We start from the raw sequence: 14,168 nt of genomic DNA, 5'->3' as shown, positions 1-14,168 counted from the left end.
GCGCGAAGAGCCCAAGCTCTTCGCGCCCTGCTGGGCTACGCGCTACTAGCGCCGTCCCCAGTCGGGTGCGGCCGCGGATTCGGCCTTACCGAGGTGATCGGAGGGGACGATCATGACGGGGCAGGTCGAGTGCGACAAAACCGTTTGCGATGTGGAGCCGAGCAGGACGCCTGCGAGTCCACCCCGCGACCTCGTACCGACGACAACAAGGTCAACGGCCGTCGAGAACTCAATGAGGAGCGAAGCCGGGGCACCGTCGAGAGCGTGGCGCGCGACTTCCATCGTGCGCCCGTGAAGAGCCTGGTCGATGGCCTCTCCCATCCCCTTGCGTACATTGTCGAGCAGAGCCGAGTGATCGACATTCGGGGTCCACGCCATCATCGAGGTACCGCTCCCGATTGGGACTGCGGAAACCGCTGTGAGCCGCGCTCCCCAGCCCTCGGCCTCGTCGACGGCCTTACGCAGAGCCGAAGAGGGAACTTCAGAACCATCGACGCCGACGACGATGCGCTCAACCGGCATGAACTTCTTGCCCGCGGTGTGGCGCGGGACGACGACAACCGGACACTGTGCGTGTGCGGGCAACGCCGAGGACACGGTGCCCAGGAGGCGATCAGCGAAAGAGCCCCCACCTCGTGAGCCGACGACGACGAGGTCAACTTCACGGCTCATCTCAACGAGGACGCCCGCAGGGTCACCCGGTTCGATCGAGGAGGAGACTCGCACTTCTCCTCTGGATTTCGCTATCTCGACAGCTTCTTCAACGACCTGCTGTGCACCTCGCTTGAGCGCTTCGTCGTCGAGAACTGCGTAGCCGCCGTCGAGTGCCGCCGCAGAGTACGAGGCGAGAGCGTAGGTGCACAGAACATGAACCCGACCGCCGAATCGGATCGCCCTATCCGCTGCCCATTTGACGGCTGCGAGGCTCTCCTTTGAGCCGTCGACGCCGACGAGAGTGACTTCGGTGGAACCCATCATGGCCTCCTCGTGATGTATGTCACGACCATTGTGCCCCATGAGCCCGCTTTAGGGAACTGAACCAGGGTGGAAATACGTGAAGACCTGTGAAAACACGGGAGGCCGGATCATGTGATCCAGCCTCCCGTTCACGCCTGAGATTCAGATGCGGATGAAGGTTCCTCCGCCACGGACCGCGGAGACCCGAGAGAGGGTGCCAAAGTCGACGGCCTCAACCATCTGGCCGCCGCCAATGTAGATCGCCACATGGCCCGGGTAAGCAATGAGGTCGCCCGGCTGGGCTTCGGCTGCGGAAACACGAACTCCCATCGCGGCCTGACCGGAGGAGGAGTGCGGAAGAGTGATTCCAGCAGCCGCGTAAGCGAGCTTCGTCAGACCTGAGCAATCAACACCTGCAGGGCTTTCGCCGCCCCAGACGTAGGGAATGCCGGTAAGAGCAAGGGCTGCGGCAACAACATCGGCTCCTGCGGCGTTATAACGGGCGGCTGCGCCCGAGTCGACCGAAAGTTCAGGGCGGGCTTCAGAACGATCCGCAGCGGCGTCCTGCTGCGCTTGAGGAGCGGCTGCACTCGCAGGAGCTTCAGCGGTGGCCGTGATCTCTTCGGCGGTCCAAGCGATATCAGGGACCGAGACGGTGGTCGCCGTGGTGGTTGGGGCGGTCGTAGTGGTCGGCGCTGCCGTATCCTCGCCCGACTGGGCTGAACCGGGGGCCGCATGTGCCGCGCCACCGACAACAGCGGTGAGCGCAAGACCGGTCACTGAGGCGATAGCCGCCGGACGAACGGGGCTCATCGCGGTGAGAGTGTCCGCAATATCGGTGAGAGGCTGAAGCGGACGGCGGGCGCGCCTGTGTCGAGGCGCTGGCCTAACTGTAGTCACCTGGTATGCATCTCCTTCTTACCTGCGAGGTCAGCTGTCGGATTCGGGCAGGAGAGCCCGGCCTGAAGATTCAGGCTTCACCCCAAGGCCTTTCGGCCATAAGTGGTTCCCCCGTGTCGGACCTGTGATGCCGTTCTCTCAGGGTCCGACTTCGGTGTCTGAGAGACGGTTGGCTTTATCAGCCGAGGTCCACTGTAAACCGCTCCACCCCCAAATGTCACGTATTCATAACGAGAATGTGAGCTACACCCAGAGTGGATTCACAGCGTGCATACAGCAGAATCTCAGCCGAGAACAGCGAGGAAGAAGTAGCTTCGTCCGCACGCAGGACGCGAAACAGCAGCGACACTATGGCGAAGAACACGTGGAGTGTGACGAACGCTTAGAGCATGCCGAACACTCAGAGCGTGACGAACAGGTGCGAAGCGAGTGCCATCGGGATCTTAAAGCCCTGCATATCGGCGCCTTCTTCAAGAGAACGGAGACGGACGAAGTTCCCTTCAGCTGCAGCTTCAATCTGTGTACCCGGTTTCACCTCACAAGCGGCGAAGTTCGCAATGATCCCCTTGTCCGCCTGGATCGGTTCCCCGATTCGAAGGAGGCGCAAGGCCTCACCTTCGCGCGTTTTCACCGCGAGCTCAAGTGACTCGCCGGGGAGGGACTCACCAGAGCCGGGGATCGGGTTGCCATAAGGATCGGTCTTCGGATCCTCGAGGAGCGAGACAAGACGTTCCTCAACTGTGTCGGACATGACATGCTCCCAACGACAGGCCTCCTCGTGGGCGCACTGCCATTCCAGTCCAATGACGTCGATGAGAAGACGTTCGGCGAGGCGGTGTTTACGCACGACCTCAGTAGCTTGGCGGCGCCCTTCGGGAGTGAGTTCGAGGCGCCGATCTCCCAGCACGTGCACAAGGCCGTCGCGCTCCATACGATTCACCGTCTGAGAAACAGTCGGGCCAGAATGCTCAAGTCGTTCGACGATCCGCGCGCGCAAGGGCGTGACTCCATCCTCTTCCATCTCGAAAATGGTCTTGAGGTACATCTCGGTGGTGTCAATGAGGTCGCCCACTCCGACCCTCCCCTTCCGTTCTCGCCTCTCCTGTGTGCCTCAAGGATATGGTCTTGTGTCACAGTCCTCCCCCCAAGTGGGAAAATATGCGATTTTCCATTCGTCGCATTTTCGTGCCCTGCGCCTATTTCACTCAAGTCCCGGTACTGAAAACGCCGTGAACGGCAAGGCGACTAGGCTGAGCACATGGTGAATATCGCACCCATTCCCGCCGATCTGCTCCCCAAGGACGGCCGTTTCGGTTCCGGCCCCTCCCGAATCCGCCCCGAGCAGATCGAAGCTCTGCACGCTCCCCTGCTCATGGGAACCTCTCACCGCAAGGCCCCGGTCAAGTCCCTTGTCGCCTCGATCAGGCAGGGCTTGCGTTCTCTTTTCGCCCTACCCGAGGGCTACGAGGTCGTCCTCGGTAATGGCGGCGCCTCAGCGTTCTGGGATGTCGCCGTCACTTCGCTCGTGCGTGAACGCGCAGCCTTCGGAGTTTTCGGCGAGTTCGGCTCCAAGTTTGCAGCTGAAGTTGATCGGGCACCACATCTCGATGCTGCAATCCGTGTGAGTGCAAAGGCCGGGGCCCTGGCTCGTCTCACCGGCACCGAGACGAACGAGGACGGGGCTTCGCCGGATGTTTTCGCCTACCCGCATCATGAGACTTCGACGGGTGTTCTCAGCCCGGTTGAGAGGATCGGCTGTGATGATGCGCTGACTGTGGTGGACGCAACCTCTGTTGCGGGAGCAGCTCAGGTCGATGTTTCGGCGACGGATGCCTACTACCTCTCGCCGCAAAAAGCTTTCGGCTCCGATGGGGGCCTGTGGCTCGCCTTTGTCTCTCCTCGGGCAATGGAGAGGGCAGAAGAACTCCACTGTGCTTCAGATCGTTGGATGCCGTCCTTCCTGGATCTTTCCCTTGCAGTGAAGAACTCTGTCAAGGATCAGACTCTGAATACTCCCGCGATCGCGACGCTCATCATGTTGGATCGGCAGATCGCGTGGATGTTGGATGAAGGTGGCCTCGATGGCATGGAGGCGCGTTCTCGCGCGGCTTCTGAGGTGCTCTACCGTTGGGCGGATTCTTCTGCCCTGGTCAGGCCTTTCGTGTCCGAGCCCTCTCACCGCTCCCATGTCGTCGTGACCCTCGAATTCGACGAGTCCGTTGATACGAAGGCTCTCTCGGCGGCGCTGCGCGCACAGGGGATCGTTGATGTGGATCCCTACCGAGGGGTCGGAGACAAGCAGCTGCGCATTGGGACCTGGCCGACGACGCCGGTCTCGGATGTTGAGGCTCTGGTGGCGTGCCTCAATTGGCTCCTCGAGCACTCGGCGTAGTCGTCGACAAGTCCGCCAAGCTCGTCGACAAACCCTGAGCGGGGCCATCCCGTATGAGTCCAGTCGCTCTTCCTTTTCCAGGTCACGTTTTTACGAGGCGCGGGCCCGCAGGAGGTCACTCCCGCGGGCCCGCGTTTTCCGCTTCAGTAGGCGATCATTCAGCCGATCAAAGCTTCGATCGGACCGAGGAGGAAGTAGACGATGAACAGGATCGACACGAGCCACATGAGCAGGTGAACCCTCTTCGCTTGACCCTTCGCAATGCGAATGAGCGTGTAAGTGACGAAGCCGACGCCGATGCCGACCGTGATCGAGTATGCGAAAGGCATGAATGCGATCGTCAGGAAGGCGGGGATCGCGATCTCAGCCTTCGACCAGTCGATGTCCGCGACCTGCATCATCATGAGGAAGCCGACGAAGACGAGAGCCGTGGATGCGGCCTCGGTCGGAACGAGAGCGACGAGGGGCGAGAGGAAGGTCGAAGCGAGGAAGAGCAGCCCTGTCACGACCGAGGCGAGACCGGTGCGCGCGCCTTCTCCGACGCCCGCAGAAGACTCGATGTAGGAGGTGTTCGAGGACACGCCGCCGACGCCGCCTGCGATTGCCGCGAGAGAGTCGACGAGGAGGATTTCACGCGAGCGCGGCGGGTTGCCGTTCTCATCGAGGAGCTTCGCTTCACCGCCGATGGCGACCATGGTGCCCATCGTGTCGAAGAAGTCGGCGAGCATGAGGGAGAAGATGAGAAGAACGACAGCGACGGGGCCGAGCTTGGAGAAGGCGCCGAACATATCGACCTGGAAGAGCGAGCCGAAGCTCGGCAGGGAGACGATCGAACCGGAAAGCTCGGGGATGGTCTGCCCCCAACCGGTCGGGTTCACGATCTCACCGGTCTCGTCCTTCATGGCCGACACATGGAAGATCGCTTGGAAGATCATCGCGAGAACGGTTGAGGACAGGAGGCCAATGAGGATGGCGCCCTTGACCTTACGGATGTAGAGAACAACCGTGAGAAGCAGTCCGAAGACGAAGACTAGGGCGGGCAGTCCGGCGAGAGAGCCGTTGATGCCGAGCTGGACGGGGGTGCCGCCGGGGCGGATGATGCCCGCGTTAATGAGTCCGACGAATGCGATGAACAGGCCGATTCCGACGGAGATCGCGGTCTTGAGCTGGCGCGGAACGGCTTTGAAAACGGCCTCACGGAAGCCGGTGAGGACGAGAATCGTGATGAGGATGCCTTCCCACACGATGAGGCCCATGGCCTCCTGGTAGCTCAGTCCATTGCCTCCGACGAGGGTGAATGCGACGACGGCGTTGAGGCCCATTCCCGCAGCGAGTGCCAAAGGGAAGTTCGCAACAAGGCCCATGAGGATCGTGACGATGCCTGCGACGAGGGCGGTTCCCGCAGCGATGTCGGCGAAGGCGAAGCCCGCTTCAGCTGGGAGGGTCGTCGAGAGGATGATCGGGTTCACGACGAGGATGTAGGCCATCGCGAAGAAGGTGACGAAACCGCCACGGACTTCCTGGGCGATGCTCGAGCCTCGTTCAGTGATATGGAAGAAACGGTCGATGGTCGACGAGGACGCCGTCGCAGATGGGGATGCGACGGTCTTCTTTTGTGTGCTCACGCGCTAATCGTGCCTTTTTGAGCCGAATCTGCGCAAAATTCGTGCGCCGCGACACACTTCACAGCATAGGCTCGTCTTCAGTTCGCCCTTGTCCACTGAGAGAAGTGCGCTTCATTCGCCTCTCCGCCGCTCGCACCCCTTCTCTATCCGATCTCCACGAAAGGTCCACGGGCCTCGGAGCTTTACTCCTGTGGTGCTGGTCCCGCTTTGGGCATCGGTTCGCTCACGACAGCGGAATCGTCGACACGTGAGGGGCGCACAGTCCACACGCTTGCCTGCTTGGGCACATCCGTTTCTGAATGCGCGCCGCAGGTGTGGTCGAGGCTGACGACTCGCCCGTCGTCGGGGGCCCACTCGTTCGCACACACTCCGAACATCGTGCGCATCGAACCCGACATTTTCACGAGGAAACCGCAGGTTGAGCACGTGTTCTTCGGGGGGCGCCCCGGTTTGGGCCCCTGGTCGGACTTGTACCAGCGTGTCACAGCCGCTTGACGTCCCTCGTCAGAGAGGACGCGTTTACGTCCCAAACCAATTTCAGCGAACTGCGCAATATCTGGATCGTCGCCAACGTCCTCGAAGCTCTGCTCAAGGCGGGCGTCTTCCGCCTGGTAGGGCAAGGCGTCCTCGCGTGAGAGATCACCGGGGCGAAGCCGCTCCTCCCAGGGGACCCATTCGGGAGCGAGAAGCGCACCCTCGCGGGGGATCATATCGACTTCACACACGGTCGCCGTCCGCGAGCGCGCAACCCTGGCGAGGGTCACAGCCCACGCCCAGCCAACATAGCCCGGGTCACTCGAAGCGAACCAGTGGGTGCCGAGGCGCTCAGCATCCATTGTGAAGCCCAAGTGTTCACCAATAGGGCGCGGGTATGCGAGGGCTTCGGCGGATTGTCTCGCCACGTCAACAGCCTTGGCGAGAACCTGATCGATCTTCGGGGCTCGTGTCCGCACGGCCCGGGTGGCTTCCTTAGGCATCGAAATCATCCGCCACTGCGCGAAGAACCTTCGCGATGGCCCGTGAGTTCTCGGGGTACTTTCCGTTGCGCAAGGCGGTGGAGGAAGCGTCGAGGAGTTTAATGAGGTCCTCGACGACGGGGACCATCGCTTGGGGCTTGCGCCTGCGGGCCGCTGAAACAGAACGAGTCGGCGACAAGATTTTCACGGTCAGGGCCTGCGGGCCCTTGCGCCCATCGGCGACCCCGTATTCGACTCGAGTCCCCGGTTTGGGCGCCGCAGCCCCCTCGGGCAGCGCCGAGGCGTGGAGGAACACCTCGACGCCGTCATCGCCTCCGATGAAGCCAAAACCGCGCTCGGCATCGAAGAACTTCACCTTTCCAGTGGGCACTGCAACTCCTCAAGAAGACTATGGGGTCATGTTCAGACCTCCGCCCATTCTAGTGGGCGAGGCCGGGCTGTGCTTCGCGGTGGGTACTCCTTCAGCCTGTCACTGAACTCTCGGCTCGCATGGTCGCAGGTCGGCTGGGGAGGGAAGGCTTTGGGATCCAGCTCCCTGTCACTGGAGTCTCGGCACGCATACTCGCAGGCGGGAGAGTAAACGAAGGGGCGAACCAAGGCCGATTGATCCGAACCCTCCCCCTGTGGCGACTGCCGCACGAACACAGCATGCAGCACGGGCGCCGCAACAACACTGACACGAAGAGCGCCAGCTTGAGCGACGCCCGGCGAGGATCACAAAAAGTCGAAGGGGTTGAAGTCGTCGACATCAATGATGCGCAGCCTCGGCAAGGTCACTTGGAAGGCGTGTACGTCGTACTCGAGGTCAATGACCTTGAGGCCCTTTTCCTCCAGCTCATGCAAACCCGAGGCGAGGAACTCGCGGAAGCACATGACCGCGACATTGCGTCCCAGGTCGAGAAGATGCTCAACCTGGGGAACGAAGTCGGCATCATGGCTGGCCAAGATGACATCACCGGATTCAAGTTCCCCGATCGCCTCCATCGTGCGTTGGAGGCCGACGTCCACGACCTTCACATCCTCCGGTCCAGACAGGGGGATCACTGTGTAGTCCATTGCGGTCAGTGCCTGAACGAAGCCCATTGGGAGGGCGCCGGAAGAACCATTGAGGAAGAACAGTCCTTTAGCTTCCTCGTCGAAAGCACGACGTGCACCTTCGAGGACACGATCCCATCGGGGGCGCTCTTCAGGGCTGGGCCGACGCTCGAGCACCGACAGACCGAGGGTCGCATCGATGTTCTCACCATCAACGATCAAATAGGTTTTGCCATTAGATGAATACATTCCCATACCTCAACACTACGGCCCGAGCGCGAAAAAGGGGCACTCCCTGAACAAAAGTCAGAGAGTGCCCCGTGTGAGCGGACTCAGACGCTCACTTCACGTCCTCGTCAACCCAGTCGAAAGTACGGGTGACGGCCTTCTTCCAGAGGCGGTAGGTGCGGTCGCGCTCAGCCTTGTCCATAGACGGGCTCCAGCGCTTGCCTTCCTGCCAGTTCGCAACGACATCCTCGGTGCTACTCCAGAATCCGACGGCAATACCGGCCGCGTAGGCGACACCGAGGGCGGTGGTCTCAGCAACAACGGGGCGAACCACGTCGCAGCCGGAGATGTCCGCCTGGAACTGCATGAGCAGCTCGTCGTGCGTCATGCCGCCGTCGACCTTGAGCTCCTTGAGAGGCACTCCCGCATCGGCGTTCATCGCCTCGATGAGTTCAGCGGACTGGAATGCCGTTGACTCTTCGACCGCGCGCGCGATGTGGCCCTTGTTCACGTAGCGTGTGAGGCCCACGATCGCGCCGCGGGCATCATCGCGCCAGTAGGGTGCGAAGAGGCCGGAGAAAGCGGGGACGAAGTAGACGCCGCCATTGTCTTTGACCGACTCGGCGAGGGCGCCAATGTCCGAGGACTTGACGATCATGCCGAGGTTGTCGCGTAGCCACTGGACCAGGGAGCCTGCGACGGCGACAGAGCCTTCGAGGGCGTAGACCGGAGCCTCATCGCCGAGCTGGTAGAGGACGGTGGTGAGCAGGCCGTTCTTGGAGAAGACGGGCTCGGTGCCGGTGTTCATGAGGGTGAAGCAGCCGGTGCCGTAGGTGTTCTTCGTCGCACCCGGTTCGAAGCAGGCCTGGCCGAAGGTCGCGGCCTGCTGGTCGCCGAGGATGCCCGAGATCGGGACGCCTGCGAGGAGACCGTTCGAGCGGCCTTTACCGTAGATCGCGGCGGAGGGCTTGATCTCCGGGAGCATCGACATCGGGATGCCGAAGTCCTTGCAGATGTCCTCGCGCCACTTGAGCTCGCGAACGTCCATGAGGAGCGTACGAGAGGCGTTGGTGACGTCGGTGGCATGGACGCCGCCGTTCACGCCACCGGTGAGGTTCCACAGGACCCAGGTGTCCGGGGTACCGAAGAGGAGGTCTCCGGCCTCGGCGCGCTCGCGGGCGCCCTCGACATTGTCGAGGATCCACTTGACCTTCGTGGCCGAGGGGTAGGTCGAGATGTTCTCGCCGGTGATCTGACGGTAGCGCTCGGTGCCGAGCGGGTCGCCGGCAGCGATTTCGCGGGCGATGTCGCCGGTGCGCACGTCCTGCCAGACGAGGGCGTTGTAGACGGGTTCGCCAGTGTTCTTGTCCCAGACGATGGTGGTTTCGCGCTGGTTGGTGATGCCGACTGCCACGAGATGCGAGGCGTTGATCTCAGCCTTCTGGAGGGCAGAGGCGACGACGGCGCGGACCGACTCCCAGATCTCGACCGGGTCATGCTCGACCCAACCCGGGTTCGGGAAGATCTGAGTGAATTCCTTCTGGCCGACGGCGACAATCTCGCCGGAGTGGTTGAAGATGATCGCACGGCTTGAGGTCGTGCCCTGGTCGATCGCGAGAACGAATTTCTCTTCAGACATGGACGAATTCCCTTCTGTCACTTCTTTGTGGTGAAGACGATTCCTAGTGGAATACGGGGCACGAAGGCCCCTGCTCCTCGTGTGTGTTATACGGAGCTAAAGATGGAGCTCGACGGCGAGCTCTCATAAGGATGGAGATGGAGGCGGGGTCCCGGAGGCGTCCGCCCGGGACCCCGCCATCTCTGGATGCTCGGATCAGGCCAGGCCGGTAACGAAGGCGATGACGGTACCGACGATCGCGCCGATGGTCGGGCCGACAACGGGAACCCAGGAGTAGCCCCAGTCGGAGCCGCCCTTGCCCTTGATCGGGAGAATGGCGTGCGCGACACGCGGGCCGAGGTCACGAGCCGGGTTGATGGCGTATCCGGTCGGGCCGCCGAGGGAGTTACCGATCACGACGATGATGAGCGCGACAGCGAGCGGTCCGATAGCGGTCTGGGTGTAACCCGAAACCCAGATCCACAGGATGAGGACGGCGGTGCCGATGGCCTCCGTGAGGGTGTTCCAACCGTAGGAGCGGATCTCCGGGGCGGTCGAGAAGACGCCGAGCTTGAGGGCCGGGTCGAGGTCCTCATCGAAGTGCTGCTTGAAGGTCAGCCAGCACAGGATCGCGCCAACGAAGGCTCCGAGGAACTCGGCGACGATGTAGACGACGACATTGGCGACGGTGACGGGGATACCGCCTTCAGCGAGCGCCGGACCATTGAGGGTGACCTCAGGGTTGAACATGTGGCCGACGACCTTCGCGATCGTCACGGCCGGGTTCAGGTGGCCGCCCGTGCCGTAAGCGACGTACACACCGGCGAGAACAGCGAGACCCCACCCCCAGTTGATGAGGAGCCAGCCTCCGTTACGCCCCTTCGACTTTGGAAGGAGGTTGGTGGCGACGACACCGCCACCGAGGAGGAGGAGGACTGCCGTCCCCATGAACTCCGACATGAAGATCTGAGTCATCGTCACCTCTTGCGGCGCCATGGGAAGAAGTGTTGCGAGCATTTTCCCTATCTTTCTCCAACGCTTCATCGCATTGGATCTTCGAACGGTGAGCCGTTCGACTATTCCGAGAGTGAGAGCGTTGAGCTTCACCTTCGCAGCTTTCGGCTCACCCGGATCCGAGAATTTCCTTTGAACCTTTGGGATTCATTGTGGAAAAACCGCTCTTTTTCCAAGCGGCACCTTCAGACTGCGATCTCGATGAACGACAACGTTCTCACAAGGACGACAATAAGTATGACAGGCGATGCACATCGATTCGGACCATATGGCCAATTGTGCACACGATTTATCAATCTTTCGGTCATACGTGTCCGCTCCCAGCTCTACATATCCACGCCCTGCACATGCAGAGCCTGGCCATTGCACGCCTGTGCATGGCACACTAGGGCACGTGACGATTCGTGACGAGCAAGCCCATGAAGCCGCTTCCATGTACTACCTCCAAGGGCAAACCATGGAAACGATCGCCCGACACCTCGGAGTCTCCCGCTCCTCAGTCTCCCGTCTCCTGTCCTACGCGCGCGAGACCGGCCTCGTTCGAATCTCCGTCAGCGCGGCTCCCGGAAACAAGGGCACACTTTCAGGGCAGATCTCCGAGATTTTCGGCGTACAGACCTCCGTTGTCCCGGTTCATGACGTCCACACCGAAGTCAACCGCCTCCACAATGTTTCTCTTGTCGCCGCCGAACGCCTCATCGATATGCTCAAGCCGGGCGTCACCCTTGGCATCGCCTGGGGCAATACGACCTCAGAAATCACCCGTTGCATGCCTCGAGTGAATTTCCCCGGCTCCACTGTCGTCCAACTCAATGGAGCAGCCACCGCCACCGAATCAGGCATGCCCTACGCTGACGCGATCATTTCCCGCGCTGCTCGCGCAATCGGCGGGCGCATGGTCCACTTCCCCGTCCCCACCTTCTTCGACTACGCGGAAACAAAAGACGCCCTTTGGCGCGAGCGCTCCGTCCAGGCAGTCCTGAAAACCATTGAGGACTGCGATATCGCCCTCTTCGGTATCGGCTCCCTTTCCGCACGCCTCCCCTCGCATGTCTACTCAGGAGGATTCCTCGACACCGAAGAACTCGCCGCCGCCCAGCGCGACGGAGTCGTCGGCGATGTGTGCACCGTCCTGCTGCGCGAGGACGGCTCGACCGATATGGCATTGAACTCGCGCGCGTCTGGCCCCACCCCCGAGACCCTTCGCCGAATCCCCCGCCGCCTTTGCGTTGTTGCCGGCGCCTCGAAAGCCCTTCCCCTCCTAGGGGCTCTGCGAGCAAAAGTCATCACCGACCTCGTCCTCGATGATGGCGCTGCGCGCGAACTTCTCGAACTCGTCCGTTCTTGTGCAGTACAAGCAAAAGGCACCGGAAGGTGAGCATTCGCATTCGCGACGCGCGCCCCAAAGATGCGCGCCGCATCGCCGAACTCACCACCCCCTACGCGATGCGCCGCATCCTCTTACACAAAGAACTCATCGCCTACTTCGAGGACATCCAAGAGTTCGTCGTCGCGATCGACGAGGAAACGAACGCGCTCGTTGGCTGCGGCGCTCTGCACGTCATGTGGGATGATATCGCTGAGATTCGCACCCTCGCCGTCGCCCCCGAGTTCCTTCACAAGGGGATCGGCTCGGCGATTCTTGAAAGCCTCCTCGCACGCGCACAAAAGCTTGGACTCCAACGGGTCTTCTGCCTCACCTTCGAAGTCGACTTCTTCGCGCGCCACGGCTTCTACGAAATCTCAGGTACTCCCGTCGGTGAAGACGCCTTCCTCGAAATGCTGCGTTCACATGACGACGGAGTGAAAGAGTTCCTCGACCTCGCTTCCTACAAGCCCAATACTTTGGGCAATACCCGGATGCTCCGCAACCTTGAGAGCTCCCCACTCTCGAAGGCCACGAACGCTCACGGCACTGACAGCGTTCAGGTGCCTGCACATTCCTCGGGAGCCTGAGCGCTCCGTCTTCAAGGAGGCCGAGGGGTCGTCGGTGGTGTACGCCCTCAGGTTCCTGAGCTCTCCCAACGCTGAACACTCCCCGGTTCTGGGGACGTTCCTTCGTCGCCCTAGCGCAGATGGACCGCGACCGGAACACTCCCCGGGCCTCTGGACACTCCTAACGCTCCGGCCCCCGGCCCCTTACCCGATAGGCACACTCCCTGAGCCTCTGGACACTCCTCCAGGTCCTGACACTCCTCAGCTTCTGGACGTCCCTCCAGGCCCTGACCTCCCCTGGGCCGTTCACGTTCCCTCAGGCCGTTCAGGCTCCTTCATGCCAGTGAACACTCCCCTATTAAATAGGAGTTCTTCACTCACCCGGTGCCGCCCACCAAAATCCCACCTGCCTATAGGGAGGACTTCGGACCCACACTCAAGAGCGCCCATTGCCCGCGGCCTCGTCCTCACAAGGAAAGAAACCCGCGAGAGTCCTCTCCACCGCACACGTGAGAGCCCATTTCCCTAACTCTCTCCTCACGGATTTAGATCTCCCACTCGCTTCACAACTCCGTGGACATAAGTCCCAAAACCGCAAGATTCTGCGGCTCTCAGAGCTTCACAACGGTTCAGGCTTGCGAGAAACCCCCCTTTGTTACGCTCCAAATCACCAACGAGCCGCAACGACAAGGACGCCCATGCGAATCGCACTCTTCGCCACCTGCGTCGGGGATCTCATGTTCCCACAAGCACCGCAGGCAACCGTTCACCTTCTCGAACGTCTCGGTCACGAAGTCGTCTTCCCCGAATCCCAAGGATGCTGCGGGCAGATGCACATCAACACCGGATACTTCCCCGAAGCCGTTCCCCTCATCAAGAACCATGTGAAGACCTTCGAGCCGGTGCTCGACGGCGAATGGGACGCGATCGTCGTCCCCTCGGGCTCATGCACGGGATCGCTGCGCCACCAGCCCGAAATGGTCGCCAAATCCGAGGGCATGCCCGGCATGGCCAAGCGCGCCTCGCAGATCGCAAAGAAGACCTACGACCTTTCAGAGCTTCTCGTCGACGTCCTCGGACTGACCGATGTGGGCGCATACTTCCCGCACCGCGTCACCTACCATCCGACCTGCCACTCAATGCGCATCGCCCGCGTCGGAGACCGCCCCTACCAGCTCCTCAAGGCCGTTGAGGGCATCACCCTCGTTGATCTTCCGGAAGCCGAGTCCTGCTGCGGTTTCGGCGGAACCTTCTCCATGAAGAACCACCAGACTTCCACGGCGATGCTCGCCGACAAGATGGCCAATGTGAAGTCCACAAAGGCCGAGATCCTCACCGCAGGCGACTACTCGTGCCTCATGCACATCGCCGGCGGTCTTTCGCGCCAGCGCGCAGGCATCCGCGCAATGCACCTCGCGGAAATCCTCGCGGGCACGAAGGACCAACCCTGGGAAGCAGACGAAACGACGACGAAGCTGGGGGCATGA

General features: G+C 61.5%; 13 protein-coding genes and 1 riboswitch. Of the genes, 4 read left to right on the top strand and 9 right to left on the bottom strand.

Features of this window, described 5'->3' with window-relative positions; genetic code table 11:
* Positions 1–45 precede the first annotated feature (45 nt).
* The 3 genes from FFA61_RS01175 to FFA61_RS01165 all read right to left on the bottom strand — a co-directional run bounded on the left by FFA61_RS01175 (position 46) and on the right by FFA61_RS01165 (position 2,929).
* The gene (locus tag FFA61_RS01175; RefSeq protein WP_040313547.1) at positions 46–975 is read right to left on the bottom strand and encodes a universal stress protein; all 930 of its coding nucleotides are present in this window, start codon (positions 973–975) and stop codon (positions 46–48) included.
* A 144-nt stretch (positions 976–1,119) separates the two neighbouring features.
* Complete coding sequence (locus FFA61_RS01170; RefSeq protein WP_175406551.1) at positions 1,120–1,857, bottom strand: C40 family peptidase; 738 nt, start codon at positions 1,855–1,857, stop codon at positions 1,120–1,122.
* A 4-nt stretch (positions 1,858–1,861) separates the two neighbouring features.
* Positions 1,862–2,024: riboswitch (cyclic di-AMP (ydaO/yuaA leader) on the bottom strand.
* 233 nt (positions 2,025–2,257) lie between these two features.
* A complete protein-coding gene (locus FFA61_RS01165; protein ID WP_005962310.1) occupies positions 2,258–2,929 on the bottom strand; it encodes a metal-dependent transcriptional regulator in 672 nt (223 codons plus the stop codon).
* A 186-nt stretch (positions 2,930–3,115) separates the two neighbouring features.
* Here FFA61_RS01165 and serC point away from each other — a divergent pair, with 186 nt between their 5' ends.
* Positions 3,116–4,249: a phosphoserine transaminase gene (gene serC, locus FFA61_RS01160; RefSeq protein ID WP_005962311.1), complete on the top strand. Its 1,134-nt coding sequence runs from the start codon at positions 3,116–3,118 to the stop codon at positions 4,247–4,249.
* Positions 4,250–4,407: 158 nt separating this feature from the next.
* On the opposite strand, the gene FFA61_RS01155 is transcribed toward serC, so the two are convergent.
* From FFA61_RS01155 to FFA61_RS01130, 6 genes are all read right to left on the bottom strand, one after another.
* Positions 4,408–5,874 carry an NCS2 family permease gene (locus FFA61_RS01155; protein WP_005962312.1) on the bottom strand — a complete coding sequence of 489 codons (1,467 nt, stop codon included), beginning with the start codon at positions 5,872–5,874 and terminating at the stop codon, positions 4,408–4,410.
* Between the two features lie 182 nt (positions 5,875–6,056).
* Positions 6,057–6,851 (bottom strand): DUF3027 domain-containing protein, encoded by a 795-nt coding sequence (locus FFA61_RS01150; RefSeq protein WP_005962313.1) that lies wholly within the window; start codon positions 6,849–6,851, stop codon positions 6,057–6,059.
* Positions 6,844–7,221, bottom strand: coding sequence for a cold-shock protein (locus tag FFA61_RS01145; protein ID WP_005962314.1), 378 nt, complete (start codon positions 7,219–7,221; stop codon positions 6,844–6,846). Before FFA61_RS01145 ends, FFA61_RS01150 begins: the two co-directional genes overlap by 8 nt.
* A 344-nt stretch (positions 7,222–7,565) precedes the next feature.
* Positions 7,566–8,135: a PIN domain-containing protein gene (locus FFA61_RS01140; RefSeq protein WP_005962315.1), complete on the bottom strand. Its 570-nt coding sequence runs from the start codon at positions 8,133–8,135 to the stop codon at positions 7,566–7,568.
* Between the two features lie 91 nt (positions 8,136–8,226).
* Positions 8,227–9,753: a glycerol kinase GlpK gene (glpK, locus tag FFA61_RS01135; protein WP_005962316.1), complete on the bottom strand. Its 1,527-nt coding sequence runs from the start codon at positions 9,751–9,753 to the stop codon at positions 8,227–8,229.
* Between the two features lie 195 nt (positions 9,754–9,948).
* Positions 9,949–10,749: an MIP/aquaporin family protein gene (locus FFA61_RS01130; protein ID WP_040313548.1), complete on the bottom strand. Its 801-nt coding sequence runs from the start codon at positions 10,747–10,749 to the stop codon at positions 9,949–9,951.
* Positions 10,750–11,179: 430 nt separating this feature from the next.
* On the opposite strand from FFA61_RS01130, the gene FFA61_RS01125 reads away from it, so the two are divergent.
* From FFA61_RS01125 to FFA61_RS01115, 3 genes are all read left to right on the top strand, one after another.
* Positions 11,180–12,124, top strand: coding sequence for a sugar-binding transcriptional regulator (locus FFA61_RS01125; protein WP_005962319.1), 945 nt, complete (start codon positions 11,180–11,182; stop codon positions 12,122–12,124).
* On the top strand, positions 12,121–12,702 hold the full coding sequence (locus FFA61_RS01120) for an amino-acid N-acetyltransferase (protein ID WP_005962320.1): 582 nt from the start codon (positions 12,121–12,123) through the stop codon (positions 12,700–12,702). The genes FFA61_RS01125 and FFA61_RS01120 overlap by 4 nt, the downstream gene beginning before the upstream one ends.
* Before the next feature lie 677 nt (positions 12,703–13,379).
* Positions 13,380–14,168, top strand: a complete 789-nt coding sequence (locus FFA61_RS01115) for a (Fe-S)-binding protein (RefSeq protein ID WP_005962321.1) — start codon at positions 13,380–13,382, stop codon at positions 14,166–14,168.

It is taken from the genome of Schaalia cardiffensis F0333 (assembly GCF_005886435.1).
Lineage (GTDB): Bacteria > Actinomycetota > Actinomycetes > Actinomycetales > Actinomycetaceae > Pauljensenia > Pauljensenia cardiffensis.
The sequence above is the reverse complement of the archived record's forward strand: the minus strand, read 5'-3'. Positions and strand labels throughout refer to the sequence as shown.